The organism is Paenibacillus sp. FSL L8-0436, from assembly GCF_038593025.1.
Taxonomy (GTDB): domain Bacteria; phylum Bacillota; class Bacilli; order Paenibacillales; family Paenibacillaceae; genus Paenibacillus_AQ.
Genome location: NZ_CP151955.1, coordinates 4,898,175 through 4,924,256 on the forward strand (window position 1 = coordinate 4,898,175; position 26,082 = coordinate 4,924,256).

Annotated in this window: 31 protein-coding genes; all 31 read right to left on the reverse strand. The window is 50.6% G+C overall.

Annotation, left to right across the window (positions count from 1 at the left end):
• Positions 1-192 precede the first annotated feature (192 nt).
• Complete coding sequence (gene aroH, locus NSS79_RS22525; protein WP_076109855.1) at positions 193-564, reverse strand: chorismate mutase; 372 nt, start codon at positions 562-564, stop codon at positions 193-195.
• Positions 558-1,661, reverse strand: a complete 1,104-nt coding sequence (gene aroB, locus NSS79_RS22530; protein WP_342436228.1) for a 3-dehydroquinate synthase — start codon at positions 1,659-1,661, stop codon at positions 558-560. Before aroB ends, aroH begins: the two co-directional genes overlap by 7 nt.
• A 2-nt stretch (positions 1,662-1,663) precedes the next feature.
• Positions 1,664-2,833, reverse strand: coding sequence for a chorismate synthase (gene aroC / locus NSS79_RS22535; RefSeq protein WP_340897435.1), 1,170 nt, complete (start codon positions 2,831-2,833; stop codon positions 1,664-1,666).
• A 199-nt stretch (positions 2,834-3,032) separates the two neighbouring features.
• Positions 3,033-3,194, reverse strand: coding sequence for a hypothetical protein (locus tag NSS79_RS22540; RefSeq protein WP_179091700.1), 162 nt, complete (start codon positions 3,192-3,194; stop codon positions 3,033-3,035).
• Between the two features lie 96 nt (positions 3,195-3,290).
• Positions 3,291-4,091: a protein-glutamate O-methyltransferase CheR gene (locus NSS79_RS22545; RefSeq protein WP_038594503.1), complete on the reverse strand. Its 801-nt coding sequence runs from the start codon at positions 4,089-4,091 to the stop codon at positions 3,291-3,293.
• Positions 4,092-4,118: 27 nt separating this feature from the next.
• Positions 4,119-4,562 (reverse strand): nucleoside-diphosphate kinase, encoded by a 444-nt coding sequence (ndk, locus tag NSS79_RS22550; protein ID WP_076109858.1) that lies wholly within the window; start codon positions 4,560-4,562, stop codon positions 4,119-4,121.
• A 122-nt stretch (positions 4,563-4,684) separates the two neighbouring features.
• Positions 4,685-5,653: a polyprenyl synthetase family protein gene (locus tag NSS79_RS22555; protein WP_038594507.1), complete on the reverse strand. Its 969-nt coding sequence runs from the start codon at positions 5,651-5,653 to the stop codon at positions 4,685-4,687.
• A complete protein-coding gene (locus tag NSS79_RS22560) occupies positions 5,650-6,510 on the reverse strand; it encodes a menaquinone biosynthesis protein (protein ID WP_342436229.1) in 861 nt (286 codons plus the stop codon). The genes NSS79_RS22555 and NSS79_RS22560 overlap by 4 nt, the downstream gene beginning before the upstream one ends.
• A 3-nt stretch (positions 6,511-6,513) precedes the next feature.
• Positions 6,514-7,116 carry a flavin prenyltransferase UbiX gene (locus NSS79_RS22565; protein WP_342436230.1) on the reverse strand — a complete coding sequence of 201 codons (603 nt, stop codon included), beginning with the start codon at positions 7,114-7,116 and terminating at the stop codon, positions 6,514-6,516.
• Positions 7,113-7,988 (reverse strand): UbiA-like polyprenyltransferase, encoded by an 876-nt coding sequence (locus tag NSS79_RS22570; RefSeq protein WP_038594514.1) that lies wholly within the window; start codon positions 7,986-7,988, stop codon positions 7,113-7,115. Before NSS79_RS22570 ends, NSS79_RS22565 begins: the two co-directional genes overlap by 4 nt.
• Complete coding sequence (locus NSS79_RS22575; protein WP_038594516.1) at positions 7,981-8,733, reverse strand: demethylmenaquinone methyltransferase; 753 nt, start codon at positions 8,731-8,733, stop codon at positions 7,981-7,983. The genes NSS79_RS22570 and NSS79_RS22575 overlap by 8 nt, the downstream gene beginning before the upstream one ends.
• Positions 8,734-8,736: 3 nt before the next feature.
• Entirely contained in the window at positions 8,737-9,606 is an 870-nt protein-coding gene (locus NSS79_RS22580; protein WP_342436231.1) for a heptaprenyl diphosphate synthase component 1, read from the reverse strand.
• Positions 9,607-9,720: 114 nt separating this feature from the next.
• Positions 9,721-10,260, reverse strand: coding sequence for a hypothetical protein (locus NSS79_RS22585; RefSeq protein WP_342436232.1), 540 nt, complete (start codon positions 10,258-10,260; stop codon positions 9,721-9,723).
• 107 nt (positions 10,261-10,367) lie between these two features.
• Complete coding sequence (gene mtrB, locus NSS79_RS22590; RefSeq protein WP_342436233.1) at positions 10,368-10,616, reverse strand: trp RNA-binding attenuation protein MtrB; 249 nt, start codon at positions 10,614-10,616, stop codon at positions 10,368-10,370.
• A 203-nt stretch (positions 10,617-10,819) separates the two neighbouring features.
• Positions 10,820-11,092 (reverse strand): HU family DNA-binding protein, encoded by a 273-nt coding sequence (locus NSS79_RS22595; protein WP_019909963.1) that lies wholly within the window; start codon positions 11,090-11,092, stop codon positions 10,820-10,822.
• A 376-nt stretch (positions 11,093-11,468) separates the two neighbouring features.
• On the reverse strand, positions 11,469-12,947 hold the full coding sequence (spoIVA, locus tag NSS79_RS22600) for a stage IV sporulation protein A (RefSeq protein WP_038594524.1): 1,479 nt from the start codon (positions 12,945-12,947) through the stop codon (positions 11,469-11,471).
• 445 nt (positions 12,948-13,392) lie between these two features.
• The gene (locus NSS79_RS22605; protein WP_342436234.1) at positions 13,393-14,172 is read right to left on the reverse strand and encodes a hypothetical protein; all 780 of its coding nucleotides are present in this window, start codon (positions 14,170-14,172) and stop codon (positions 13,393-13,395) included.
• 23 nt (positions 14,173-14,195) lie between these two features.
• On the reverse strand, positions 14,196-14,564 hold the full coding sequence (locus NSS79_RS22610; RefSeq protein WP_342436235.1) for a 2Fe-2S iron-sulfur cluster-binding protein: 369 nt from the start codon (positions 14,562-14,564) through the stop codon (positions 14,196-14,198).
• A gap of 28 nt (positions 14,565-14,592) precedes the next feature.
• The gene (locus tag NSS79_RS22615) at positions 14,593-15,213 is read right to left on the reverse strand and encodes a hypothetical protein (protein ID WP_342436236.1); all 621 of its coding nucleotides are present in this window, start codon (positions 15,211-15,213) and stop codon (positions 14,593-14,595) included.
• Between the two features lie 76 nt (positions 15,214-15,289).
• Positions 15,290-15,469: a DUF2768 family protein gene (locus NSS79_RS22620; protein WP_038594528.1), complete on the reverse strand. Its 180-nt coding sequence runs from the start codon at positions 15,467-15,469 to the stop codon at positions 15,290-15,292.
• Positions 15,470-15,630: 161 nt separating this feature from the next.
• Positions 15,631-15,906 carry a stage VI sporulation protein F gene (locus NSS79_RS22625; RefSeq protein WP_038594530.1) on the reverse strand — a complete coding sequence of 92 codons (276 nt, stop codon included), beginning with the start codon at positions 15,904-15,906 and terminating at the stop codon, positions 15,631-15,633.
• Between the two features lie 66 nt (positions 15,907-15,972).
• The gene (locus NSS79_RS22630) at positions 15,973-17,013 is read right to left on the reverse strand and encodes an NAD(P)H-dependent glycerol-3-phosphate dehydrogenase (RefSeq protein WP_038594532.1); all 1,041 of its coding nucleotides are present in this window, start codon (positions 17,011-17,013) and stop codon (positions 15,973-15,975) included.
• Complete coding sequence (gene plsY / locus NSS79_RS22635) at positions 17,006-17,623, reverse strand: glycerol-3-phosphate 1-O-acyltransferase PlsY (protein WP_342436237.1); 618 nt, start codon at positions 17,621-17,623, stop codon at positions 17,006-17,008. The genes NSS79_RS22630 and plsY overlap by 8 nt, the downstream gene beginning before the upstream one ends.
• A 12-nt stretch (positions 17,624-17,635) precedes the next feature.
• The gene (gene der, locus NSS79_RS22640; RefSeq protein WP_342436238.1) at positions 17,636-18,961 is read right to left on the reverse strand and encodes a ribosome biogenesis GTPase Der; all 1,326 of its coding nucleotides are present in this window, start codon (positions 18,959-18,961) and stop codon (positions 17,636-17,638) included.
• Positions 18,962-19,132: 171 nt separating this feature from the next.
• Entirely contained in the window at positions 19,133-20,437 is a 1,305-nt protein-coding gene (rpsA, locus tag NSS79_RS22645; protein WP_342436239.1) for a 30S ribosomal protein S1, read from the reverse strand.
• 168 nt (positions 20,438-20,605) lie between these two features.
• Entirely contained in the window at positions 20,606-21,193 is a 588-nt protein-coding gene (locus tag NSS79_RS22650) for a lysophospholipid acyltransferase family protein (protein WP_340897429.1), read from the reverse strand.
• Entirely contained in the window at positions 21,190-21,900 is a 711-nt protein-coding gene (gene cmk / locus NSS79_RS22655) for a (d)CMP kinase (protein WP_342436240.1), read from the reverse strand. Before cmk ends, NSS79_RS22650 begins: the two co-directional genes overlap by 4 nt.
• A gap of 212 nt (positions 21,901-22,112) precedes the next feature.
• Positions 22,113-22,766: a flagellar brake domain-containing protein gene (locus NSS79_RS22660; RefSeq protein ID WP_342436241.1), complete on the reverse strand. Its 654-nt coding sequence runs from the start codon at positions 22,764-22,766 to the stop codon at positions 22,113-22,115.
• Positions 22,767-22,928: 162 nt separating this feature from the next.
• Positions 22,929-24,287 carry a germination protein YpeB gene (ypeB, locus tag NSS79_RS22665; RefSeq protein WP_342436242.1) on the reverse strand — a complete coding sequence of 453 codons (1,359 nt, stop codon included), beginning with the start codon at positions 24,285-24,287 and terminating at the stop codon, positions 22,929-22,931.
• Positions 24,288-24,622: 335 nt separating this feature from the next.
• Entirely contained in the window at positions 24,623-25,318 is a 696-nt protein-coding gene (gene prsW, locus NSS79_RS22670; protein WP_038594548.1) for a glutamic-type intramembrane protease PrsW, read from the reverse strand.
• Positions 25,319-25,417: 99 nt separating this feature from the next.
• Complete coding sequence (locus NSS79_RS22675; RefSeq protein ID WP_342436243.1) at positions 25,418-26,032, reverse strand: genetic competence negative regulator; 615 nt, start codon at positions 26,030-26,032, stop codon at positions 25,418-25,420.
• Between the last annotated feature and the right edge of the window lie 50 nt (positions 26,033-26,082).

Below are 26,082 nucleotides of genomic sequence, written 5' to 3' on the forward strand. Positions count from 1 at the left end.
CGGGTAGCGCTGTGAAACTCTACACCAAATTAATCCCAGAAGGGAATCACAAATAAATGAATTGCCTATACGAACTAAATCCTGCACTCAACTCAGCTATACTCATCTCATCTAAACTAAACTCTGCTTCACTCGGCTAACTCCACTATACATGATGATGGAGGTCATTGACAACCCCGCATCTGCAAATTATTACTTGCTCTGTGATAGATCCGGGCGAAGCTTCTGGGCTTCGTTCAGATACACATGGCGGATATCCCGCTGTGATTTATCGGTGTTGACCTGCACCATGAGGCGGATGCACTGTGGCAGGCTGCCCTTGACCGGGATCTCGACGGAACACATGAGCGGCACCATCTCCCAGCCTTCAATCTCACGGATCGCCCTTGCCGGGAAGGTAGCATCCAGATCAGCAGTCATCGTAATCCATACGCTGCAAATATCCTCTGCAATCACGTCATTGCGTTCGACGATTTCCCGCAACAGAACAACCGTTTCACGCAGGATCTCGTTTTCCTCGTTTTTCGTTACGGTTGTTGCACCGCGTATCCCCCGGTTTACCATGGGCTTTCCTCCTTCTTAAGCTGCGCTATAACCTCACGAACAGATGATTGCTGCACATCATTGACAATACTGACCGAACCTATGGAATCTGGCACGATAAAGGTCATTTTGCCTTCTTTGAATTTCTTATCATGCATCATCGCCGCCATCAGTTCGTCCTCACCATATTGCGCCGGCAGTCTTACCGGCAAGGCGAGCGCCGACAGCATAGATACTGTGTCTTCATAAATGGACTTATCTTTGCCCAGTTTGGCCGCTAAAAGCGCCGATCCGGCCATTCCGATGGCAATCGCTTCCCCGTGCAGGAATACACCGTAACCCCCCACTGCCTCGATCGCATGCCCAATGGTATGCCCGAGGTTCAGTATGGCCCGCTGTCCATGCTCACGCTCATCATTGCCGATTACGGCGGCTTTGATCGCACAGCCCCGCTCGAGCGCATAACCAAGCGCTTCTACGTTCAACTCAAGCAGCTCTGCCGCATGATCACGGCACCAGTAGGCAAAATCCCTGTCCAGAATCAGGCCGTGTTTTACAACCTCGGCCAGCCCTGAAGAAATCTGGCGCGGCGGAAGCGTGCGGAGCGTATCCAGATCATAGAGCACCATAGACGGCTGATAGAAGGCGCCGATCATATTTTTGGCGAGCGGATGATTGACAGCCACCTTCCCGCCGACACTGCTGTCATGGGCAAGGATGGTTGTCGGAATCTGCAGGAAGCCGATACCGCGCATATAAGAAGCGGCCACAAAACCCGCCAGATCACCGACCACACCGCCACCGAGTGCCAGTACCGCCGAGCTGCGGTCCAGACCAGCCTGAATGGCCGTTGTGATAATCTCTTCATATACGGCCAGAGATTTGGAAGCCTCCCCGGCAGGGATAATATGGCTTACGACTGTATATCCCTGAGCCTGCAAGGAGCTTTCCACCGTGGGCAGAAAATGTGGGGCAACTTCACTGTCACTAACAACCAGCAGCGGACTGCGCAGTGGAAATCCGGCTTCCTGGCAGCGTTCACCGATACCCTGAAGCAAACCACTGCCGATATGGATCGGATAAGAACGTTCTCCCAATTCTACAGTAATACTGCGCATAATCAGTAGCTCTCCAGCTGGGACAAGTAATTATTATAGTTGGCTCTGATTTCTTCCAGGGAATCGCCGCCGAATTTATCCAGGAATGCCTTCGCGATCTCCCAAGCCACGACATTCTCCAGCACAACACAAGCTGCCGGAACAGCGCAGGCATCCGAACGCTCCACCTGCGCAGTGAAAGGCTCTTTGGTATCAATATCAACGCTTTGCAGCGGTTTGTAAAGTGTAGGTATCGGCTTCATCACTCCGCGGACAACAACCGGCATTCCGTTCGTCATGCCACCCTCAAAGCCGCCCAGCCGGTTGCTTGCCCGGTAGTAACCTCGTGAGGCTTCATACATAATTTCATCATGGACCTGTGAGCCGCGCAGTTCACCTGCCTCGAAACCAATACCGATTTCAACACCCTTGAAGGCATTGATCGACATTACCGCTCCGGCGATAGCAGCATCCAGCTTACGGTCGTACTGCACATAGCTTCCAAGACCGGTAGGCAATCCTTCAACGACGCATTCCACAATTCCACCGATGGAGTCGCCTTCCTCCTTGATCTTGTCTATGTAAGCTTCCATCTTCTGTTCGGTCTCTTTATCAACAACTCTCACAGAGGAGGCTTCGGTCAGCTCGATCAGTTCATCAACCGGAAGATTGTTGGCCGGCGCTTCAATCTCGCCGATCCGGATCACCTGTCCGGCAATCTTCACTCCGAAAGCGGCCAGCAGCTGCCGGGCCACAGCGCCTACGGCTACTCTTGCTGCCGTTTCACGGGCGCTGGAGCGTTCCAGCACATTCCGCAGGTCGGTAAGATTATATTTCAGTCCGCCGTTCAAATCCGCATGCCCTGGACGCGGCCGGTTCACCCGCCGCTTCTCTTCGTCGCTGCCGGGAATCGGTTCGATATTCATAATGTTCTTCCAGTGTGTCCAGTCTTTGTTCTCTACCACCAGCGCTACAGGAGCTCCTGTCGTAGAACCATGGCGTACACCGCCGACAATCTGTGCGGTATCTTTCTCGATTTGCATCCGGCGGCCACGGCCGTAACCCTTCTGGCGCCGCTGCAATTGAAAATTGAGCTCTTCGAAATTAAGTGTCAAATTGCTGGGCAGTCCCTCAATAATTGCTGTAAGCTGGGGGCCGTGCGTTTCCCCCGCTGTTAAATAGCGTAAACTCATGCTGCGTTCCCCCTTCACACTTTTAAACTGTAAACCGCTAAAATCTTAAATGTCTTTGCTCATTATAGTATAGGGAATCCGCTTTGACAAGAAAGGGATCGCCTCTAATCAGGTGCCCCGCATCCATAAAAGAACAGCGCCGCCATACTCTTCCGAGTAAAAGCGGCGCTGCTGAGCGTCCGGGGTCAAGAGCCTCTGATCAGCCCCCGATCCTCCGGTTTGACGGAGGCAATGTCGTCTTGCTCTCCTCAAGCTGCAGCAGGCTTTGCAGCTGCAGCTCCTCAATGCCTAGAATCTGCCCGCATTCGCGGACGGTAAGAAAGCCGCGTCTGTACGCGGCAATGACCTTGCTTTTGTCCATCTGGATTTACGACCTTTCATAGCGTACGGGTATCTACTATTCAGTATCACTGAAAAGAAGCGAAAGTATACGTTTACCAGATCGGGCGGTGCAGCACTATTTCTTCCGGTAGAAGAACGTTTCCGTCGATTCAAAGCCATACTGCGCAGGTGTAAAGATTTGCTCCGTACTGCCCACGAACAAATATCCGCCCGGGCGCAGACTGTCCGAGAACTTATGATAGAGCTTATTCTTAGCCTCTTCTGTGAAATAGATCATCACATTCCGGCAAATGATCAGGTCAAACCCTTCGTCAAACTTATCAAGCAGCAGGTTCTGCTTGCGGAAATCAATACTTTTTTTGAGTGATTCGCTGACCTTGAACACCGGTCCCTCCGGCGCGAAATAACGGGCGGCTACATCTTTTGGCACGTCCTTTAAGGATCGTTCCAAGTAAAGGCCCTGCTTTGCTTTGGCCAGAGCGCCATCATCGATGTCAGTAGCCAGAATACCAGTCTGGGAAAGAAGATTTTTGTCGGATAAAATCATCGCCAGCGTATATGGCTCTTCCCCGGTGGAGCAGGCGGCACTCCATAACTTCAACCGGCGTCCCGAGCGCTGCAAATCAGGCAGAATGACATCCCGCAGTACTTCCCAGCGGTTCGGATTGCGCCAGAACTCCGAGACATTAATCGTCATCCGGTCCAGAAATTCATAAAATAAAGCCTTGTCCTTCATCATTGCGGCATAAAAATCTTGAAATGAATGATAGCCGTTCTTCATCCGCAGCGTAGTTAAACGCCGTTTCATCTGTGCTTCCTTGTACTGGGCGAGATCGATTCCGGTACTTTGCTTGACGTTATGAATAAACCCGGTGTAATCCGGATCTGCTGCTTCAATCTGTTCACGTTCTGCCATATGACTTCTCCTGCCTCCCGCCTGTTGTTACATCCATGCCTGGATGTCTTTGTTGTAGTGAGCCAGTTCATTCGGAGCAAAGAAATTGGCAATTTCACGTTCAGCGCTTTCCGGTGAATCCGATCCATGAATAAGGTTAAGCGGTGTATGGCTGGCAAAATCGCCGCGGATTGTACCCGGCAACGCTTCGCCTACCTTGGTCTTCCCTATCAGCAGACGGGACAGCGCCACTACATCATCGCCTTCCCACACCATGGCAAACACAGGGCCGGAGGTGATAAAGCCCACAAGTTCAGGAAAGAAATCTTTACCTTCGTGTTCTGCGTAGTGCTTCTTGGCCTGTGCTTCTGTGACGGTAATCAGCTTCGCGGCAATCAGCTTAAATCCTTTGTCCTCCAGGCGGGCGACAATACGCCCGATCAATCCGCGTTGTACTCCGTCCGGCTTGATCATCAGATACGTTTTTTCCATAGAGTCACTCTCCATTTTTATGAATAGGTTAGTACATCGCTGCGAATTCAAGTGGTATATTTTCTGATATTATCAGAAACCCGGTCATCTGTGAACGCTTATATTTCAAAGAGGAGCGAAGTCTAATAGGCTCTGCCTGTTACAAAAAATGCAATATCCCGCAGATTGCGCTTTGTTTTGTTGTTCGGAAGCTCATCCAGCGCCGCCAGTGCTTTGGCTATATAGCGTGAAGCCAGCTCTTCTGCGCGGGCAATACCTTCTCCTGACAGGATCAGATCAATGGCCCGGCCCACACTGCGTTGCCCTTCACGGATAAGCTTCAGCTCCTCCAGCAGCGAATCGCGAAGCCGGTCGTCCTCAAGGCTGTAGATCACGGGAAGTGTAATGTTCCCCTGGCGCATATCGCTGCCCGGAGGTTTGCCGATTTGCTTCTCCGTTCCGGAAAGATCGAGCAGATCATCACGGATCTGAAACGCCATACCGACGTTGTATCCGTAATTATAGAGCAGCCGGGCTGTCTCCGGCTCCGCATCAGCGGCCAGCGCGCCCAGCTGGCAGCTGATCGCGATGAGCAAGGCTGTCTTGCGGCGGATCCGCCGCAAATAGTGGCGCACACTCTGCTCGCTGTTGAAGAAATCACGGATCTGCTCCATTTCTCCGATGGACATTTCCACCATCGCCTTGGAGAGGATTTGGTGGATGCGGGGATTTTTCAGCTCCGAAGTCATAACGAGCGCTTTCGCATAAATATAGTCCCCGGTGTACATGGCGATCTTGTCGCCCCACTTCGCTTTGACAGTAAGCTCTCCACGCCGCAGCTCTGCATCGTCGATCACATCATCGTGAACGAGCGAAGCACTATGTATGAGCTCAAGCGGGATAGCTACACGCTTCAGCTTCTCCAGATCATATTGGCCAAATTTGCCGCCCATCAGCACAAATACTGGACGCAGACGTTTGCCGCCCGCCTTCAGCAGATGCAGGGAAGTCTCTGTCAGCAGACCATCATCGCCTTGAACGCTGCGGTACAGCTCTTTTTCGATCAGATCCATATCCTTATTCAGCAAACCGAATATTTGCATTCGTTTCATTCTTTCACCCGTGTCAGCAGATTGTGGCTCCAAAGCTCCATCTTCACTTCCTGCGGCAGCAGGCCCATTTCATAGGCGTAGCGGAAATAGAGGTTCAGACCTTCCTGCTGCCTTTCCCCAAAGTCATAACATAGATTACGGAAATATCCTTCCCAGTAAGCAGCCGTTCCGCCGATAGCCATGCACGCCTCCCGAATAACTGGCGCGAGTTCGCGGATTCCGCGTCTTTTACTTTCCGCAAAGGCCTCGGCAATCTCGGCAATCGCTTTAGGCTTACTGTTCGCTGCCTCCCGGTTTACCGCCCAGACGGCAAAGGTCATGCTGAGTCCAGTCCACTCATTCCACAGTTCACCCAAATCAGTAACAATGTAACCCTGATTCTGCCACGAGGCTCTGATCGCATTGTCGCCGATTAAGAGACAGGCGTCCGCCTGATCCATCATGTGATCCAGATCAGGCTCTGCACTGATATATTCCGGTTTGCCATGAATGGCTTTCTCCATCAGAATCTTCAGCAGATTCACCGATGTTGCGGAGGTATTAGTTACGGCAATCCTGGCGTTTCCAAGCTGCTGAGCAGGCATCCGAGAGAACAGCATAATCGATTTGACCGGCCCCTCCGCACTGACGGATAGATCCGGAAGCAGCAGCAGACGGTCACTTGCTGCTGCATAGGCAAAGGAAGACAATGCACCTACGTGGATGGTGCCCTCAGCCATGCCCTGATTAAGAATGGCAGGCACTTCACTCACCATCTCTGCAGGATAACTTAACGAAGAGGGGTGAAAATTGTGAAATACCGGCCATGAGTTGGTATAGCTGATTTTACCGATAACGGTATGCTGCGAATTGACCATCCCTCATTCCCCCCATCTGCGAAATAAAGTGTGCTCAATGTTAAAGCTGTCCAGCACCTTGCCCACCATAAAGTTAATCAGATCATCCATGCTGACCGGGCCAAAATAAAAGGCCGGCATTGCCGGGATCAGCTTGACGCCCAGCCGGGACAGCTTCAGCATATTTTCCAGGTGAATGGCATGCAGCGGTGTCTCCCGGGGGACGAGGACCAAGGGGCGCCCTTCCTTCAGCATGACATCGGCAGCCCTTGTCATCAAATTATCGGAGCTGCCATGCGCCACAGCAGACAGTGTACCCATGGAGCAAGGCATAATAATCATCCCTTCCGTGCGGAAGGAGCCGCTGGCGATCGATGCCCCGATGTCCTGTACTTTATGATAAAGCAGAGAACCGGGATAGCCGCTGAACTGTTCGTTCAGAAAGCCTTCCCGGTCGGAGGCGGCAAAGCCAAGCTCCTCTTTAAAAACACGCCAGCCCGCATTGCTCACAACGAGATGGACCGTATACCCCAATGAAAGCAGGGTTTCCGTCAGACGAACGCCGTAAATACCTCCGCTCGCTCCGGTAATTCCTACAACGAAATTTTTAGGCTTCTGCTCTGTCATTTGTAAAACTGCACCACCAGGTCAATCAAAGTAAATGAGAACACCACGATGCTCAGCACCCCGTTCATGGTAAAGAACGCAGTCTGCAAGCGGCTTAAGTCACTTGGAGACACAATGTGATGCTCATAAAAAAGAATGATGTAAGCAATCAGCATCCCTGCTACATACCACCAGCTTAAATCGGTGATAAAGAGGAGCGAAACGAATCCGATGCCCGTAAGAAAGTGAAATACCTTCGCAATGTCCAGCGCCCGCGGAACACCAAAGCGGACTGGAATGGAGTAAAGGCCTTCCTTCGTATCAAATTCAACATCCTGGCAGGAATAGATAATATCAAAACCCGCAGTCCAAAACACAATCGTGAAATAAAAGATCATGGCTGTCCAGTCCACAGTGCCAGTAACGGCAACCCAGCCCCCAAGCGGAGCCAAGGCGATGGTTAGCCCGAGTATCAGATGGCAGGCCCAGGTAAATCGCTTCGTGAAAGAATAAAAAACAAGGAGAAAAACAGCGATCGGCAGCAGTTTCGCCGACAAGGGATTGAGCTTGAAAGCAGCCCAGAATAGTAAAAAGAATGAGATCGCAATAAAGATAATTACTTCTCCAACCTTCAGCAGCCCTGCGGGAATCGCTCTTCCTGCGGTCCGCGGATTCTTGGCGTCGCTGATCCGGTCAATCAGCCGGTTCAGGCCCATGGCCGCGCTGCGGGCGCCAAACATAGCGATAACAACCCAGCCGATCTGGGCCCAGGAAGGGAGTGTGCCGAACATGACAACTGAACCGAGCAATGCGCCCATAAATGCGAAGGGTAATGCAAAAACAGTATGTTCAAACTTGATCATTTGCAGAAAAACGCCGACTTTTTTAAACATTACAGTTCTCCTTGAGCCCAATATGTAATGCTGCGATGCCGCCGGTCAAGGGATAGGATTCAACTTGCTCAAGACCGGTTTCACGGAAAATCACCGCAAGCTGCTCTCTGTCCGGAAATAGGGCCAATGATTCGGGAAGCCATTTATATTGCTCGTATCTTTTGGCAAACAGTTTCCCAAGGAGCGGAAGTACACGCTGAAAATAAAAATAATAAATGCCTTTGAACGGCTGTTTCATCGGCTTGGAAAGCTCGAGGCAGACAACCATTCCTCCCGGCTTCACTACACGCTTCATTTCATTCAACACTTGAACGAGATCAGGCACATTGCGAAGTCCGAAGCCTATCGTCGCATAATCAAAGCTGTTGTCACCGAAAGGTAGGTCCATCGCATTGCCCTGGACCAGTGAGATGCGGTCCTGCAGTTTGCGCTCTTCCACCTTGCGGCGGCCTACCTCCAGCATGCCTGCACTGAAATCAAGCCCGATAACACTTCCGGTCTGGCTGGCATCAGCCAAGGCAATGCTCCAGTCACAGGTACCGCAGCACAAGTCTACAGCGGAATCGCCGCGCTTCATGCCCATCTTGCGCATCGTGAACTTTCGCCACGCTTTATGGCGGCGGAAGCTTAGAATATCATTCATCAGGTCATATTTGCCGGCAATGCTCTCAAATACGGAGTGTACAAATTGTTCCTTCGGTTTGACGCCCTGGTCACCCAAAGCCGATGTTTTCTCTATAGTCATTCTCTACCCCTCCACGGCCGCTTGTCCGGAAATTTTCGTCTGCAGGAGAAAGTGGTCAAGCGCGGAGCTAAGCTCGCTGATCAGGTGCTCGTCCTTAATGTCTTTCATCAGTCCCTGTATGGACTGGAGCGACCCATGCAGCTTGTCGGTCAGCAGGGAATCGCATTTATATTTCAGCTTCAGCTTCTTCCAATCCTTCAGATCGAGATTCTGCTCGTCCAGCAGCTGCCGCTCTTCTTCTGTGGCTAATTCCATCACCTTCCAGTAACAATAGCCTTCCCGGGCACTTGCCGGATTACCAGACCGCCGCAGTTCCAGACATAAGGTCTCGCAGTGGCTGAATTCAGCCAGCAGCTTCTCCCACAGCTGGGTAAGCGACTCCTCAATCATCGGTGTAAAAGAAAGGAACAGCCGCATATTGAGCTGTACCGTGTGCCGCAGGTATTGTTCAGCGGAGAGCAGCATCCCCTTCATTTTGCCGTAAAGATGGGCTTTCATCACGTTAAAGTCGGCAATGGCCGTACTTAAGATGCCCACCATCTCGATCTGTTCACGTTTCGCAAGCAAATGGTAAAACCAGCTGCTGAAGTAATCGCCGGCCAGCACCTTGAGCTGACGGGAACGCATCTGGTCTCCCCCCGGTTCTTCAAGGGATACGTCGATGCTCTCATGCGTATCAAGACCTAGCTGCACAAGTGCTGTTACCAGAGTATACAGCTCACCGTTTTGCGCACCGCCCGGGGTGCCGTGATTCAGAAAAATATATAACAAATGACCACGCCCATCGGAAAACGGCGGTAATTCCGTATGCCGCTGAATCATATCGTAGTCGGTGTAAGGTTTAGCAAGTTGTGGTATGCGGTACGGTTTCATTTCAGCCTCCGAAGCCATTGACGTTATGACATTATCTTTGTTCACAATCTTGTCTATTATATCACATGTTTTTTTGTCACGCACTCTAGGGCGTTCTAGTTTCATTTACCCACATCAGGGATAAATGAACTGCCTTTTCCACAGCTCGCTTTCACGAATACGGAAGCCTTTCTTGAGCGCATCTGGCAGCGGATCATTCCCGGACGCCTCCAGCTTTTGCTGCAGTTGAAGCGACCACTCCATGCGTCTGATATCCCCGGCAAGCAAAAGTCGGCGGGTGTCCAGCCATTTGTCCTCGGCAACGATGCGCAGGAGCAGCTGATCGACATTCTCCGTATCTCGGAAAGCAAAGGAGATCGCCTGAGCCATATTCTGATATAGTTCCTTGGGCTCGTGGTTATTGCCGGTTACCTTCAGATCCAGTGACAAGACGCTCTGATCAAAGTCTACGCTATCAATGGACAGGGTAAAGGGGATTCCGTTCAGTATATCTACAAGATTATCATTATCGAGAATCGTATTTGCACCGCTAAAGGTTTCCACTACTCCCTGCTGCCTCTGCAAGGAAGGTTCGAGTTCCGCCAGCTGCGGCAGAATTACGGCAGAAGCCGTGGTCACGAGCAATACAGTTCCGATTAGCCAGCCCCGGTTCATGACCTGCCCCCTTATCCATAATTTCCGCCTAGCCGTGCGTTTATACGATCCTGCAGACTTGCTTATACTTAGTTATATTTTGAAAAAAAGCAGGCTATGCCTGCTTTTCAGCTTTCGCTCTCCATTTGTCCGTGTTTGCTCCATATTTCCGCCTTGCCGCGGATTTTCATAGCTGAGGTATGATCGGTGAATTGAGCGATCAGCACCTCGCCTTTGTCCAGCTTCTCGGTGTGGTGAAAGCGCGTATCCAGTCCTCTGGTAAGCCCGATTACCTGAACGCCGTTCTCTTTGGCCTTCACCACGATGTACTCGCTGCCTGACGGTGCAGGGCTAACGCCATTATTCTTCTCGGTCATCTTTGATCCTCCTAAAAGTTTTGTGAGCATCTACTTCCTTGAAATTTCTTCGTACAAAACTGGCTTCGGAAGCGTTCGCTTAATTTTGTGTGAGTATACGCTTTCTCTAAGCAATTGCGGATAAAGATTGCAAAAACAAATGCCGCCTTGGAGGGCGGCATAGTTGTAACTCGGAAGACTATAGGATCGATATGTAGAAATCTCTATTTGATTCCGTCTTTAAGCGCCTTACCGGGTTTGAATGCCGGTACTTTGCTTGAAGGAATTTCGATTTCTTCACCAGTTTGCGGGTTGCGGCCTTTACGTGCGGAACGTTCGCGCACTTCAAAGTTTCCGAATCCAACCAGTTGTACTTTATCGCCGCTTTGCAGAGCACCTGTGATCGCTTCGAAAACGGCATCTACCGCTTTAGTAGCATCTTTCTTGGGAAGTTCAGTTGCTTCTGTTACTACGTTGATCAAATCTGATTTATTCATGTCTTCTCACCTCCCTGGGTAAATTTCCGGTATCATACACTGTTTCCGTTTCAACGCAAAATATACGTGATAATCCCGTTTATTGCTAGATACTGGCGCCCTTCTTCCTAGAAGCGCAACAAACTTATAGTAATACAGCCCATCCATAATTTCAAGGCGTTCCTCAAAAAAGGAGCAGAAAGTATCTACTAAACCCTCAATAAGGCCGAAAATGAGAGACTATTAATGGAAGAAATTCCTATTAACCATAAAGTAGAGAAGCATTTCCGTATAAAAAGAGTGCAGAGGGGAATTCATCGGATGTCATATGCCTCCACTTCGGCATAACAAAAAGAGAGCCGGAAATCCCTGCTCTCTTTTTGTTATGAAATATGCCTTACAAAATGATGGCGATCAGGCCTCCAGAACCCTCGTTGATGATCCGTCCAAGTGTTTCCTGCAGCTTGTAGCGGGCATTATCCGGCATCATGGCAATTTTGCCCTGAATACCCTCGCGCACAATCGAATGCAGCGAGCGGCCAAAAATATCCGACTCCCAAATCTTGATCGGGTCATTCTCAAAGTCCTGCATCAGATAGCGCACCAGCTCTTCGCTCTGTTTCTCCGTGCCGATGATCGGTGAGAACTCCGATTCCACATCCACGCGGATCATATGAATCGAAGGTGCTGTCGCCTTCAGGCGAACCCCGAAACGCGAGCCCTGGCGGATCAGCTCCGGCTCATCGAGAGCCATTTCCGCGAGTGAAGGAGCGGCTATCCCGTAGCCGGTTGTTTTGACCATTTCAAGTGCTTCGGAGAAGCGGTCATATTCGCGTTTGGCATGGGAGAAGTCCTGCATCAGCTGCAGCAGATGATCTTTTCCGCGGATTTCAACCCCTACCACTTCCATCAGAACCTGATCATACAGTTCTTCCGGCGCATACAGGTCAATCTCGGCCACACCTTGGCCCATGTTCATTCCGCTAAGCCCTGCTTTGTCGATGAAATCATATTCTGTAAACTGGGAGACCAGCCGGTCAACATCACGCAGGCGGCGGATGTCTTTCACGGTATCGCGGACGGAATTCTCATAGCTGCTGCGCAGCCAGTGATTTTCGCCGAGCACCATCACCCAGCTAGGCAGGTTCACATTGACCTCATGGACCGGGAATTCGTACAGCACTTCGCGCAGCACACCGGTCACATCGTCTTCCGTCATATTCGCGGCACTAAGCGTCATAACGGGAATATCATATTTAAGAGCCAGCTCACTGCGCAGCTGCTGTGCCTCTTCACTGCGCGGCCGGGTGGAGTTGATCACAAGCACAAACGGCTTGCCTACTTCCTTCAGCTCCGCAATGACCCGCTCTTCGGAATCAATATAAGAGTTCCGCGGGATTTCAGCAATCGTGCCGTCTGTAGTCACAACTACACCCAGCGTGGAATGCTCCTGAATCACCTTACGTGTGCCAATTTCCGCCGCTTCCTGGAAAGGAATTGGTTCCTCAAACCAAGGAGTGGAGATCATGCGAGGGCCGTTCTCATCCTCATACCCTTTTGCACCCTCCACAGCATATCCTACACAGTCGACCAGCCGGACATTCACTTCCAGCCCTTCCGCAACCTTGATCTGCACCGCGTTGTTCGGTACAAACTTCGGCTCAGTTGTCATAATGGTTTTGCCCGCTGCACTTTGCGGAAGTTCATCCACTGCCCTTACCCGATCTGCCTCGCTGGTGATGTTCGGCAAGACAATCGTCTCCATGAAGCGTTTGATGAACGTCGATTTCCCCGTGCGAACCGCGCCGACGACGCCAAGATAAATGTCTCCGCCGGTACGCTCGGCAATGTCCTTGAAAATATCCACTTTTTCCAAAAGAGATCCCCTCCTCATATTACTCCGAAGAAAAAATGCCTGAAGAGCATCGACTTCGCGTTCCGCCGGTAATCTGACCCTTGCAGGACATCCACCGGACTTTCGTATGTCCGCCCGAAGCCTAGCTGCTGCTTAAGGGCGGAACACTTTTGCCCCGCGCTAAACTCCGAATGCTCGGACATGCATTTGGACTAGTATCATCATATGTATCCGGAACGGATTTATGACCCGCAGCTGCGCAATTTGTATAGTAATTTGCGAAATGAGGTTCTGCACCCCCGCAGGGCGTCACGACGCCCGGAAGTCTTCTCATCAATCATATGAGGGCGGAGTAGTAAGTAGAACTACCTCTCTCCTTTCATGTGGCCGCTGCCGCAGAAACACCGGAAAACACAAAAAAACAGCCCCAGAATAACTTCTGGAACTGCTGTCGGCTGGAAACGGTCTATGGACTATCCGGAGGCTGAGGAACTGGCTGCCCATTAATCCACAAATACGGCAACGACTTCACCGGCACATAATAAGAAACCTGCTCCAGCTCAATCCGCAGATCCTGATTGGCCGCAGGAGTTGCGCCTTCCTTGTCGATGGCAGACATAATATCAAAGCTGTAGTCGACATACACGTCACCGTTCTTGTCCATGATAAACTCCAGCGGCTGTCCGGAATAGACGCTCTTCAGCGTTATAGACGCCGTTCCCGCCTTTTTGGAATCAATGGTGAAGAAGCCCGGATACCGTTCCTCCCCTGCCGGGAGTGCGCCTCCATGCGATGATTTGTAGCGGTTGACCTGGCGGGTGACATCATTTACCTTCTGCACGGTAACAAGATCCATCAGCTTTACGGTAGGATCACTTTCTTCGTCCAAGATAAGAAAATAGGCACTGCCGCCCTTCTCAAAGGCAGCAGCCGGAATTTCATCCAAATACCCTTTTTGGCGCAGCTTCTCCAAATCAATTACGAATTTCTCATAGCGTGGAGTAGACTCCTCACTATTCAGGATCGGCAGCAGACCTTCCTCCTGCTGATAATCATCCACTGCCGCCTGGACCCGCTTGACACTCTCGCGGAAATTACCCGCAGGCTGGTTCTGTTCTCCGCGGTACATACAGCCCGTGAGAACAAAGAGCAGCAAGCTTATTCCCAGCAGCAAGCCCATTCTGATTCCGGATGTCTTCAGCCCATCTGTGAAAAGCACTCCGTCCGCCCCTTTCTGCTCCAGCATTCTCCGAAAGTTACTTCAAAAGCTTACCATAGCCCGTCCTCTTCTCCACGACGCGCTGCTTCCAGTCTGCGCCGCACTGCGGCTTTGAGCGGGTCCTCAGGAACTTCGACACTCAAATCGTTCCAGACGGCTGCCTGGCACGCCAGACGGACGCCTGAATCCAGCAAGCCGCCAAGCTTCCGCCGCTCGGCATCCCCCGGCGGCCGAAGGGCAGCAGCCTCTTCCTGCGGGACCGTCACCTTGCACATCAGGCAACCGGCTTTGCCGCCGCAGCGGGTAGGCAGGACCACTCCCGCTTTACGCGCTGCTTCCAGCAGGGTTACCCCGTGCTGCACTACTGTTTTTCGTCCTTCTGGCTGGAAGGTGACAGTCCATCCTTTTTGTGGCTTCATGACATAGCTTCCTTCCTTATGCTTCTTGTTAAATCTGTATCGATGTCGACACTCCGAGCAGTTTCTCCAGCTGCAGTCCAAAGGCTTCATCCAGTCCATTTTCCAGAACTAGCTGCTGCAGCAGTGGTAAATGATCAGCAAGATTGACTTTCATAAAATTGGCAATAGCACTGCACCGCTCAACCCTGCACCGCAGCAGGTTAAACACCAGCTCGTGAGCCGCAGGCATGAGACGCATTAAGCCGATACCGTTAAAATCCTGGATGAATGCATGCGGCAGAAGCTGCTGAACATCCACGGCATACCGGCGCGTACCGGAGCCGATCTGAAAACCGCATACCAGTTCTACCCTCGCATCTCCGATACGGTAGCGGCTGCGCAGCGAATAGCAGCCTCCGCTATAATCTTCTTCCGGACCTCCGTCCACCGAATATCCGCTCAGAGCCGAATGAAGTACTTCGGCATCCTCCAGATCGGCGTAGAGGTCGATGTCGCGCGGCGGGGCACTCAACTGCACTCCGTGCAGCAGAAGCCCGCAGCTTCCTCCCAGCAGCCATACAGGCGGCTCCTCCAGCCAGCTCAGGCTTAACACCTCGCATATAGAGGCTAGTGCTGCTTCCAATATGTAGGGAATTCCCGAATCTGCCATCTACTCACGTCCTATTTCTGCAAAAAAAATCCAGCGATTCTTCCAAGAACCTTCTGCCTGAATTTCATGTAAATGCTTACATAATTGAAGCGGCCCCACCCAACAGCCCGATCAGCATAATGACAAAAGCAACTATTGATAATATAGCTCTCAGCAGGCCTTTTGTCTTGCTGCGCGCAAAGGTTATCAGAAATACGGACAATCCCATTACCAGAATCGCTATTAGCGACAACCACATTTTCGTCATCGGATCCATGGACAAACCGCCTCCATCCGGCAATATTTGATTGCGACTATTATATCACGAAGACTACGGCATGAAACCTACTAAGTCTAAGGGTTCAAAAAAAAGAGCAAAAGATCACAGAATCAGGACTGATTCCGGATCATTTGCTCTTTGCTCCGCGAAGAGTAATGCTATTTTTTCAGCATCATTTTCATTAAAGACTCCATGGTGCCCGAATTCGCGCCGCCTTTTTTGACAGCGTTGATGATATCCTGCACCGTAGCCTCGCTGACCGGTACCTTCGCCATTGATGACACCTGCTTAATTAACTGGCGGAGCTGGGCTTCATTCTGCATTGTTCCCGGTTTGACCGTACTGGCCAGCTTTTGGACGGCACCTGGTGTGATGTTTTTGCCCGCTTTTTTATTGATGGCGTTCAATGCATCCTTGGAAAAATCTTTGCTCACTTTTCATCCCTCCTCCGTCAATCCCCATTACAACATATGAGGGTCCCCGTCAAAAGGTGAACGTGATCAGGAATGCCACTGCTCCCAAGTTTCCTGCGAGATCGTTTCCATCTCCGTCTTGCGGTCGCGTCCCATCAGGGCCTCGACGGCGCTGCGCGGCGTTTTGCCTTTGAACAGCACATGATAGATCTGATCAGTGATTGGCATCTGCACGCCCAGCTTAAGCGAAATAGCGTATGCGGCTTCCGTGGTGCGTATCCCTTCAACGACCATGCCCATGGACTCCAGCACTTCAGAGAGCGGTTTCCCTTGGCCAAGCAACGAACCTGCTCGCCAGTTACGGCTATGCTGGCTCGTTGCTGTTACCACAAGGTCACCGAGTCCAGCCAGACCGGCAAAGGTTAGCGGATTAGCGCCCAGCTCAACACCTACACGGGAAATCTCGGCAAGACCGCGGGTGAGTAATGCCGCCTTGGCATTATCGCCAAAACCCAGACCGTCAGACAGACCTGCCCCAAGCGCTATGATATTCTTCAGTGCTCCGGCCAGTTCAACACCTACCTGATCTCGATTGGTGTACACACGGAAATCATTGTTGATAAATAAACTTTGTGCTTCTGTAGCGCGTCTGTCGTCCGGTGAAGCTACCACAACCGTTGTAGGACACAGCCGCACCACCTCTTCGGCGTGGCTAGGTCCGGACAGAACAACCACCTGGCCTTCATCACAGCCCAGCTCCTCGGAAATGACGGTGGACATCCGTTTCATGGATTCCGTCTCAAAGCCCTTTGTAGCATGTACACAGAGCATATCTTCTTTCCAGAAAGGTTTGAGGCTGCGGGCGACCTGGCGCATTCCGGAGGACGGGGCAACAATAACCACCGCCTTGGAACCGGTGACCGCTGTCTCCATATCCGTAGTTGCGATGATATTAGCGGGCAAAGAAATCCCGGGCAAGAAATGCTCATTCGTGTGAGCCTCATTAATCTCGGCAGCCTGTTCGGACCTGCGTGTCCATAGATAAACCTCCGAGTGGTTAGCCGCCAGCACAGTAGCCAGCGCAGTTCCCCAACTGCCCGCGACCAGCACGGTTACTTTATCAGACAACGCGATTCCCCTCCTTGACTTTAGCGCCGATTTTATTCTCTCTTCCCTGGGAGATCTTCACAATATTGCTGCGGTGCCGCCAGAAAGCGAAAACGGCAATGATAAGGCTTCCCCACAATTCAGGCGTTGTAAATTCGGTAAACAGCAGGAATACCGGGGTAAGCGCGACAAAAATCAGGGAGCCCAGCGACACAAAGCGGGTAACAACGATGGCCAGAATGGCAATGATCCCTGCGATCAGCGCAGGCCAAAAACAAAGCGTAGCCATTACGCCAATTGTAGTCGCAATGCCCTTCCCGCCGCGAAAGTGAAAGTAGAGCGGCCAATTATGCCCGATGATGGCTGCGACCCCGCAAGCCACCGCGATCCAGGTTCCCCAGCCGCCAGCCCAGGTTCCGAGCCAAACTGCGGCAATTCCCTTCAGTACGTCCAGAACCAGCACCAGTATTGCCGGTCCTTTCCCCATCACACGCAGCGTATTGGTCGCTCCGGCGTTGCCGCTTCCATATTGACGGATATCAATACCTTTGAGCAGCCGGGCGAGCAATACACTGAAGCTGACAGAGCCAAGCAAATAGCTTACAACGATCACCAGAAGTTCAAACGCCACTACTCTTCTCCCCTAACCTTCGTTTTCGGATTTGCGCCGTGTAAACAGACGGATTGGTGTTCCTTCAAAATTGAACGCCGCGCGGATTTTGTTCTCCAGGTATCGTTCATAGGAGAAGTGCATCAGCGACGGGTCATTGACGAATACCACAATCGTCGGCGGCTTGACAGCAACCTGAGTAACATAATTGATGCGCAGGCGCCGTCCTTTATCCGTTGGCGGAGGATTAATGGCCACAGCATCGGACACCACATCGTTGACCAAATGCGTCGTAATCCGCAGAGCATGCTGCTGGGCGACATGCTGCACCACCGGCAGCAGCTTTTGCAGACGCTGTTTCGTTAATGCGGACAAGAACACTACAGGTGCGTAGCTCATGAACAGGAAGTGATCCCGGATTTTGGTCTCAAAGTTCTGCATCGTCTTGTCATCCTTCTCGACGGCATCCCATTTGTTGACCACAAAAATCGAAGCTTTCCCGGCATCATGAGCATAACCGGCAATGTGCTTATCCTGATCGATAATGCCTTCTTCGCCGTTGATTACCACCAGAACAACATCAGCCCGCTCAATGGCCCGCATTGCGCGCATCACGCTGTATTTTTCCGTGGTTTCATATACTTTACCGCGTTTGCGCATACCCGCAGTATCGATCAGAACATAGCGCTGCCCGTCCCGTTCAAAAGGAGTATCAATGGCATCGCGTGTAGTCCCTGCGACATCGCTGACAATTACGCGTTCTTCACCCAAAATGGCGTTGACCAAAGAAGATTTACCTACATTCGGCCGGCCGATCAGGGCCACACGAATCACATCTTCGTCGTATTCCTCTTCAGTTGGCTCTGGAAGCTTCTCGGTTACCGCATCCAGCAAATCGCCGATTCCGGTACCGTGGCTGCCGGAGATGCCGATAGGATCGCCGATTCCCAGGGTGTAAAATTCATAAATATCATCCGTGCGCTTCATGTTGTCCACTTTATTGATTGCAAGCACGACCGGTTTGCCGGAACGGAAAAGAATTTGTGCCACTTCTTCATCCGAATTGGTCAGTCCGCTTTTCGCCTCGCACATAAAGACGATGACATCCGCTTCCTCAATCGCCAGCTCCGCCTGAACACGGATTGATTTCAGAATCGCGTCTTCACCATCAATTTCAATCCCTCCGGTATCAATTACACTGAAGGATTTGCCGTTCCAATCTGAAACGCCATAAATCCGGTCGCGTGTAATCCCCGGTTTATCTTCTACAATGGCCAGTCTATCGCCAATCAGCCTGTTAAATATCGTCGATTTTCCGACGTTAGGCCTTCCTACGATGGCCACAACGGGTCTTGCCATATTCATTCCTCCTGTCGTCCTTACGTAACTCATCATAGCAAAAAACAATAAAATTGGCTAACCAGCTTGTACCTTGCCCCTTTTGGACTTACATGCCAGTAAAAACACAATCGGCGAACCCTCTTATCGAGGGCTCGCCGATTACTTTACCCGGTATGACAATCTAAAGGATTAGTTGTTACCCTTGAATTTGTCCAGCTTGTCGCCGAAGCGTTCAGCAAGCGTGAAGCTGAGTCCTTCGTTGCTGAGCGATACGTTAGGATTGTTCAGCACTTCTTTAGGAGCTCTGTCTCTGCTATTGCTGCGTTCCGGTCTTGCTGTAGGAGCCGGAGCTTCTTCGGTTTCTTTGATGCTCAGGCTGACGCGTTTCTCGGATGGATTGAAGTCAAGCACTTTCACTTGTACTTCTTGTCCTTCTTTGAGCACTTCATGCGGAGTACCGATGTGCTTGTGGGAGATTTGCGAGATATGCACAAGGCCTTCCACGCCTGGAAGCAGTTCAACAAACGCGCCGAAGTTTACAAGGCGTTTTACTTCGCCTGTAACTATATCGCCAATGTTGATTTTACCGGCTGCAGAATCCCAAGGACCTGGAGCAGCAGCTTTGATGCTGAGGCTGATTTTTCCTTTTTCAGGATCAACCTTAAGCACTTTTACGCGAACCTTGTCGCCTTCGGAAACAACATCGGAAGGTTTTTCGACATGGTTCCAAGCGATTTCGGATACGTGAACCAATCCGTCAACGCCGCCCACATCAACAAATGCGCCGAATTGTGTCAGACGTTGCACAGTACCTTCGATGATTTGTCCTTCGGACAGCTCAGCCATAATCTTCAATTTGTTGGCTTCGAATTCTTCTTCCAGCACTTCTTTGGCGGAAAGAATAACCTTGCTGTTCTCACGGTCCAGTTCTTTCACTTTCACGCGTAGAGTGCGGCCTTTGTAGTCGCTGAAATCTTCTACAAAGTGACGTTCAACCATGGAAGCCGGAATAAATCCGCGCGCGCCGACATCAGCTACGAGGCCGCCTTTGACAACGTCAGCCACAGTAACATCGAACGCTTCCTGGGAAGCAAAATACTTCTCCAGATCTTCCCATGATTTCTCGCTGTCAATTGCACGTTTGGAAAGAACCAGGCTTTCCTTGTTGTCGTTGATGCTGACAACTTTGCATTCCACTTCTTGTCCAACTTCTACTGCTGCTGCAGCGTTGTCCAGTTGTACGGAAGACAATTCGCGAATAGGAATAACGCCGTCGTATTTATATCCAATGCTTACATAAGCTTGGTTATCTTCGATTTTGACGATTGTTCCTTTCACGGTATCGCCTTTTTTCAACGAAATGATTTCCAAACCTTCTTGGCTTGTCACTTCTTCTTCATTACCTACAGCGGATTCCACTGTTTCTGTTGCTTCCACGGCTTCGTTGTTCTCAACATTAGCCGCAGCTTCCTGATTTCTAGTTTCTTCAGACATGTGATTACCCTCCTCGATTCAAAACCCCATTTATTTAAACCCGCGTAGAGCAGAGTTCAAAACAAGCATTACCTAAATATCACTTACATTTTTAAGTTAGTATGTTCCAAAAAATAGCGGTTATGCCGTTATTCCTCAGCATCTGCAAAAAGCGGCGTGATTCAACGTTTATCTTGCACTGGGCCTGCCGGTCTTGGCCATCTCATGAATCCGCCCCATAATTACATCAGTGACTTCTTCAAGAGACTCGCTTCCCTTTCCATCGAACGAACTGAGGTCAATGGGAGCCCCATAAATGACAGTCATCCGGCGAAAGGGCTTGTAAGATCCGACGATAGCGGCCGGAACAACTGCTGCACCGCTGCGAAGCGCAAAACTTGCTGCGCCCTTCTTAGCCACACCAGAATCAGAGTTTCGCGTCCCTTCCGGAAAGATGCCCATAACATGTCCGCCACGAAGCGTATTAAGGGCCGTTTTGATGGATTCTTTGCTTACGCCGCCACGTTTCACCGGAAAAGCGCCCAACTTATTAATGAGCCAGCCTAGCACAGGAACCTTGAACAGCTCTGCTTTGGCCATATACTTTACCTGGCGGTTTAGCTTAATGCCGATCGTCATTGGATCAAGCAGGCTGATGTGATTAGCACAGAGCAGCACCCCGCCCTCCTTCGGCACATTCTCTTTCCCGACAATCTTCAGCGGGAACAGAATAGCATAAATCAAGCGAAGCAACCCACAGCAAATGGCATAAATCATGAATGATTTCTCTCCCCGTCAACATGAGATCTGCAGTGGGAGACAATGGCTTCCACGGCTTGCCTGATATCCATAAAGGTCGTGTCAAGAAGAATGGCATCTTCTGCACGGCGCAGCGGTGAAATCTCCCGTCCTTCATCAAGACGGTCACGGGCTGCAATATCGTGTTCAAGCTGCTGGAGAGTTATTGTTTCCGTTTCCTTCAGCTCTTTGTAACGGCGGAGAGCCCGTTCCTCCACACTTGCCGTCATGAAAATCTTCACTTCGGCATCCGGCAGCACGGTTGTACCGATATCGCGGCCATCCATTACGACCCCCTTGCGAAGCGCCATCTGACGCTGCAAATGACTGAGTCTGGATCTAACACCCTCGATCTTCGAATACTGCGACACTTGGCCGCTAACCTGGAGACTGCGGATATGCGGGGTTACGTCCTCCCCATTGATCAGCACCTTCTGGATGTCCTGCTCCGGAATAAGCTCAATCACCATATCGCGGACCCTTTGATCCACTGATTCATGATCTTCCGGCGGAATGCCTCTGCGGAGCATATCCCAGGTAATGGCCCGGTACATTGCACCCGTATCAACATAAATGTAAGACAACTTCTGGGCTACCAATCGGGCTACAGTGCTCTTGCCTGCCCCGGCAGGTCCGTCGATGGCGACGTTGATTCTGTCGTAAGTATGTGTCCCCTGCCTAACCAACGGGGCATTCCTCCTCAAACACGCTTTCATTAAGAAATACGTCCACCGACGTATCTCTAGGGACTTGATGATCTTATCAAGAAAAAAGCAGGCATTGCCTGCGACTTATAAAATTATACCACAGTTTATACCCCAGTGCAAAATGGCATAGCATAAATTCAGCATAAAAAAGGCTATTTTGATGCCTTTTCCGGGCGTTTAGGCGGCTAACATTAACGGTCGCGGAAATCAAACTGGCGTTCGAAGCAGTAGCGGATTATTTTTTGACGCTCGGAATCCGTGATGGCGGCAAACTTTAACATGACTAGATTGCGCCCGCTTTCCAGCTGCTTTATCCGCACAATCTCTCCTTCAAAGTTCACATGCTCGGTGCTGCCGTTTCGGTAAGGGACCAGCAGCCAACAGAACAGTTTGTCTCCCACCTCCACCTTTACTTTGGGATCACTGAGAAATGAAGCTCCTCCTCCTCCGATATCATCGGTCCGCACCAGAAAACGGCTGCCCAGCGAATCCTTCACCGCCAGTTCAAGCTCGGCATTTACACGGAAGAAGCTGCGGCGCTGTATTTTGAAGATGGCATCCGTTTCCGGTTTGCGCACCCGGACCATCCGGATAATATCCTCTTTAAAACCGAGTACATGCGTGTTGAAATAATTTTTGATTCCGCCTTCGGTAAGAAAATATACAGAGAGCTCGTCCCCTATAAACAGCTTTTTCAGCCGCCCGTTGCTGGCCTGCATTGGAATTTCAATCAGCAAGGCCTCATCTTCCATATCTGCAATTCTGGATCTATATTCTAGTTCTGCTTCAGCCGCATCGCTGGAAGCAATCTGTATGTATAGATATTCGTTAATTTTGGGATACAATCATGTCACCGCCACAGAGTTAGTAATTAATTCTTCATGATTATAGCATGGCCGTTTGCCCTCCGGTTAGAAATATTATTGCACAGCAGAAAGAAAAAAAAGAGGCGGCATCCCCTAAAGGAACCGCCCCTCCCTCCTCTATCTCTTGCAGACAGGCTTCATTTATTTATCCTGAGCCCCCGAAGAGGTGCGAATCTCTTCGACCGCTTCTTCATTTCCATCCGCCGCATTGAGGTAAATCCGATACTGTGAACCGTTGATTTTGCCGCCAAATTCATAGGTCAGCAGTTCGACGGCATCCTCATTCTCGATCCAGGCCATCCGGTTGTACAGCTCTTTGAATTCCGGATTCAGCTTCTCTCTCGCCTTGGCGAGGGACAGTTCAGGTTTTGGAATTTCACGTTTCTCCTGATGCTCACGGACATAATCGCTGGCTTGAAAGCCGACGGTTTCCCCGGTATCCAGCCCGACGCGCAGCGTCATTTTCTCAGGATAGATCAATACACCGTCTTGGCTGCTTACAAAAGTTAAATTCCCCAAATTATCATATCTGTCAGCGCTGACTGCCGTCATGCCGGCATAGCCCTTCTGCTTCAGAAACTCCCCGGCTTTGGCGACAGCCTGCTTCATGGATACCTTGGCTGGTCCGACCTCGCGATTGTCATTGTACGAAATCAGCAGTCCGCCCTCCACCGTGAAGTCCATGCTGATAGGAGCTTTGTGATTCGGAGGTGTCACAGTGGCTGTATAGGAAGCCCATTCGGTTCCCTTGCCATTCTCCCTAACATCCACCTTGGTATTAGCACCAGTATCGGCAAACTTTACAGCCTTGGCTTTGATATCCTCTGCCGTGACAGGTTTACCGCCCAGCTTCTTGACGGAACGCTTATTATAAATACTGGCAACAGAGGGTCCCCAGTCCAGCTCAGGATAGGCCGCCACACGTTTGTCTACCGTCTTGAAGCCATCAATAATTGTATTGTCTTCCGCCTTTTCTTCTGTAGCAAGAGCTGACTCGACATCCATCCAACGCAGCTTATTGCTGATGACCTTGTTCTGTACCTCCTGCAGATCCTTGGAGATTTCACCCGAATTCTTATAGAGCGCCTTTAAATTCCCCATCTCAGCTTCGGTGAGCGGCTTCTTGGTGAAATCGCGGACAGCAGCTTTGTAAGAGAAATTGGAGATCTTGGAGAGGAACTCCTCCGTTTGGCTAAACGGCAGCAGCGTAAGCGGCAGTTGGTTGATCTCATTCTGCGCCTCGCTGGTAAGCCGCCATACATTGACCAGTCCTTTGCGGTGCACACCGTTAGAGGCCGAATTGACGGCAAGTGTATTTCCCAGCTCTCCATGAAGCCGCTCCACATGATAGGAGAGATCGTGAAAAGCCCGTTGATACTGGTTCTCCGCTTTAATCAGAATCGAATTTTTCTCCTGGTTCTCCTGATACCCCCACACCAGTGCGCCAATCAGCAAAAGCGCGGTAAGCGGGAACATTATGGCACTTAATCTTTTGTACATAGGGCTGCAAGACTCCTTTCGGTAGCTTATTGCCGTTAGTTTGACAATAACTGAGAAGTCTTATGCACCCGGCAGGCCAATAATATCAAGAGAATACTTCCATGCAGCATTTCAGCCACATTCCTCGATCTGAAATCCGCTGCTGCTGTTGCACAGACATTGCTTGAAGCCGGTCTGGATGACTCCCTCTTCCTTGTTTCCTCTTAATATGTAGCTCTCGCCGCACTGCTTACAGACTATCCGAACTTTTACGCGCAAAAAAAAGACACCTCGCTCCTCTCTGGAATTCCTTGCTTACGGGAACTACCCTTCAAGTTTAAGTGTGTCCATCTCTATTACAGGTTAACCTCTTCCTCCCGCTTCAGAAAACGAAACGGCGAACGGTTGTTGGCCCGCGCCACCTTGCCCATTCCTCCGTACCACAATACGGCCATCAAAGGTACGATATACCAAATCCAGTAATTGGGCGACGTGCTGAGGATAAAATCGTAGATTCCGTGCCACAGCCAAGGCAGCAGCAGAGAGACCAGCAATATTCCTCTGCCTTTGCCCGGTTTCGAGAACTTGGCCCTGCCCATGTGGTAGCCCATAATGACCCCGAACATTGCATGTCCCGACACCGGGAGCAGCGCCCTCATAATCATTGAACCTATTGAAGCTTGACTGTACCACGCGTACATTACATTTTCTATTGTTGCAAAACCGAGCGAAATCGCCACGGCGTATAGTATTCCATCATATGGCTCGTCAAATTCGGTATGGTTGTAAATCATATGGTACAGCACAAACCACTTCAACCCTTCCTCCACCCCGGAGGAAATCAGAAAAGAATCGACATAAGGCCCACTGTCCAGCCCAAGCGTAAGACCTCTCTGAATGATCATTACCGGAAAAACAATCAGCAGTCCAAGCAAAAACACCTTGACCACCATATGCAGCGGTTCCTGATCGTACTTGTCTTTCAGATAGAAGAAAGTCAGCAGGGCAAGTCCCGGTGCCACTGCCGACGAAATGACCGATAACCAAAGCACCGAATAACCTCCCCTGAAACTAGACCCATTTCTCCTGCATTATCTTCCAATGTTCGAAGGAAGGCAGAAAGCACCCGCTGTCCTGCCGTTCCTCAATTGTTATTCCTGGCGCTTAAAGTGAGTGCACAACAATTGGACCGCATTTTCGGCCATAACCGTCTTTCCGTATTCATCCAGTACAGCCTCGGTAACCGGCGAAGAATCGCCGAACTCTGCCAATACGGCAACAAGTCCAGACAATGCCGGCTCCTCAAATTCCTTCGGATCGAAGTAAAGATACCATTTATTGTTATAAGAATACAGTTTCCCCTGGGAAGTAATATTGCCGATGAGTACATGTGCCGCTTCAACCAGAACCTCAAAATCGCGGAATGCATACACAATGGAGTCGCTTTGTTCAAGAGTAACTTCCATTTCATAGATCTCTTCAGGCAATTCTTCTTCTCCGGGCGCACCGTACTGATGGTGATCATATTTCCCCCGGGTCACAATAACGACCATACCTTGCGCGGGCATTGCGAACACTTCTACGGCAAGCGGACCGGTAGCGTCAAAACCAAGTTCACTATACGCTTGATCCATCATTTCCGTAAAAAGGTCATGCACCTTGGGAACTTCCTGCCACATATCTTCCTTCTGGATGCCCCGCTCGCTCAGGTCGTCAAAAGTGAGGAAAATCCGTATCTTATCTTGACTTAATCGCTCTATTCTCATGACAGGATCCTCCTTTTGCAAGCTCATTTGATATTAATGTATGATGAGTC

What these genes read in the sequence shown, in the direction of transcription:
- aroH (WP_076109855.1), bottom strand. Translation starts at nt 564, where the DNA reads ATGGTAAACCGGGGGATACGCGGTGCAACAACCGTAACGAAAAACGAG.
- aroB (WP_342436228.1), bottom strand. Translation starts at nt 1,661, where the DNA reads ATGCGCAGTATTACTGTAGAATTGGGAGAACGTTCTTATCCGATCCAT.
- aroC (WP_340897435.1), bottom strand. Translation starts at nt 2,833, where the DNA reads ATGAGTTTACGCTATTTAACAGCGGGGGAAACGCACGGCCCCCAGCTT.
- NSS79_RS22540 (WP_179091700.1), bottom strand. Translation starts at nt 3,194, where the DNA reads ATGGACAAAAGCAAGGTCATTGCCGCGTACAGACGCGGCTTTCTTACC.
- NSS79_RS22545 (WP_038594503.1), bottom strand. Translation starts at nt 4,091, where the DNA reads ATGGCAGAACGTGAACAGATTGAAGCAGCAGATCCGGATTACACCGGG.
- ndk (WP_076109858.1), bottom strand. Translation starts at nt 4,562, where the DNA reads ATGGAAAAAACGTATCTGATGATCAAGCCGGACGGAGTACAACGCGGA.
- NSS79_RS22555 (WP_038594507.1), bottom strand. Translation starts at nt 5,653, where the DNA reads ATGAAACGAATGCAAATATTCGGTTTGCTGAATAAGGATATGGATCTG.
- NSS79_RS22560 (WP_342436229.1), bottom strand. Translation starts at nt 6,510, where the DNA reads ATGGTCAATTCGCAGCATACCGTTATCGGTAAAATCAGCTATACCAAC.
- NSS79_RS22565 (WP_342436230.1), bottom strand. Translation starts at nt 7,116, where the DNA reads ATGACAGAGCAGAAGCCTAAAAATTTCGTTGTAGGAATTACCGGAGCG.
- NSS79_RS22570 (WP_038594514.1), bottom strand. Translation starts at nt 7,988, where the DNA reads ATGTTTAAAAAAGTCGGCGTTTTTCTGCAAATGATCAAGTTTGAACAT.
- NSS79_RS22575 (WP_038594516.1), bottom strand. Translation starts at nt 8,733, where the DNA reads ATGACTATAGAGAAAACATCGGCTTTGGGTGACCAGGGCGTCAAACCG.
- NSS79_RS22580 (WP_342436231.1), bottom strand. Translation starts at nt 9,606, where the DNA reads ATGAAACCGTACCGCATACCACAACTTGCTAAACCTTACACCGACTAC.
- NSS79_RS22585 (WP_342436232.1), bottom strand. Translation starts at nt 10,260, where the DNA reads ATGAACCGGGGCTGGCTAATCGGAACTGTATTGCTCGTGACCACGGCT.
- mtrB (WP_342436233.1), bottom strand. Translation starts at nt 10,616, where the DNA reads ATGACCGAGAAGAATAATGGCGTTAGCCCTGCACCGTCAGGCAGCGAG.
- NSS79_RS22595 (WP_019909963.1), bottom strand. Translation starts at nt 11,092, where the DNA reads ATGAATAAATCAGATTTGATCAACGTAGTAACAGAAGCAACTGAACTT.
- NSS79_RS22605 (WP_342436234.1), bottom strand. Translation starts at nt 14,172, where the DNA reads ATGCTGGAGCAGAAAGGGGCGGACGGAGTGCTTTTCACAGATGGGCTG.
- NSS79_RS22610 (WP_342436235.1), bottom strand. Translation starts at nt 14,564, where the DNA reads ATGAAGCCACAAAAAGGATGGACTGTCACCTTCCAGCCAGAAGGACGA.
- NSS79_RS22615 (WP_342436236.1), bottom strand. Translation starts at nt 15,213, where the DNA reads ATGGCAGATTCGGGAATTCCCTACATATTGGAAGCAGCACTAGCCTCT.
- NSS79_RS22620 (WP_038594528.1), bottom strand. Translation starts at nt 15,469, where the DNA reads ATGGATCCGATGACGAAAATGTGGTTGTCGCTAATAGCGATTCTGGTA.
- der (WP_342436238.1), bottom strand. Translation starts at nt 18,961, where the DNA reads ATGGCAAGACCCGTTGTGGCCATCGTAGGAAGGCCTAACGTCGGAAAA.
- rpsA (WP_342436239.1), bottom strand. Translation starts at nt 20,437, where the DNA reads ATGTCTGAAGAAACTAGAAATCAGGAAGCTGCGGCTAATGTTGAGAAC.
- NSS79_RS22650 (WP_340897429.1), bottom strand. Translation starts at nt 21,193, where the DNA reads ATGATTTATGCCATTTGCTGTGGGTTGCTTCGCTTGATTTATGCTATT.
- ypeB (WP_342436242.1), bottom strand. Translation starts at nt 24,287, where the DNA reads ATGTACAAAAGATTAAGTGCCATAATGTTCCCGCTTACCGCGCTTTTG.
- NSS79_RS22675 (WP_342436243.1), bottom strand. Translation starts at nt 26,032, where the DNA reads ATGAGAATAGAGCGATTAAGTCAAGATAAGATACGGATTTTCCTCACT.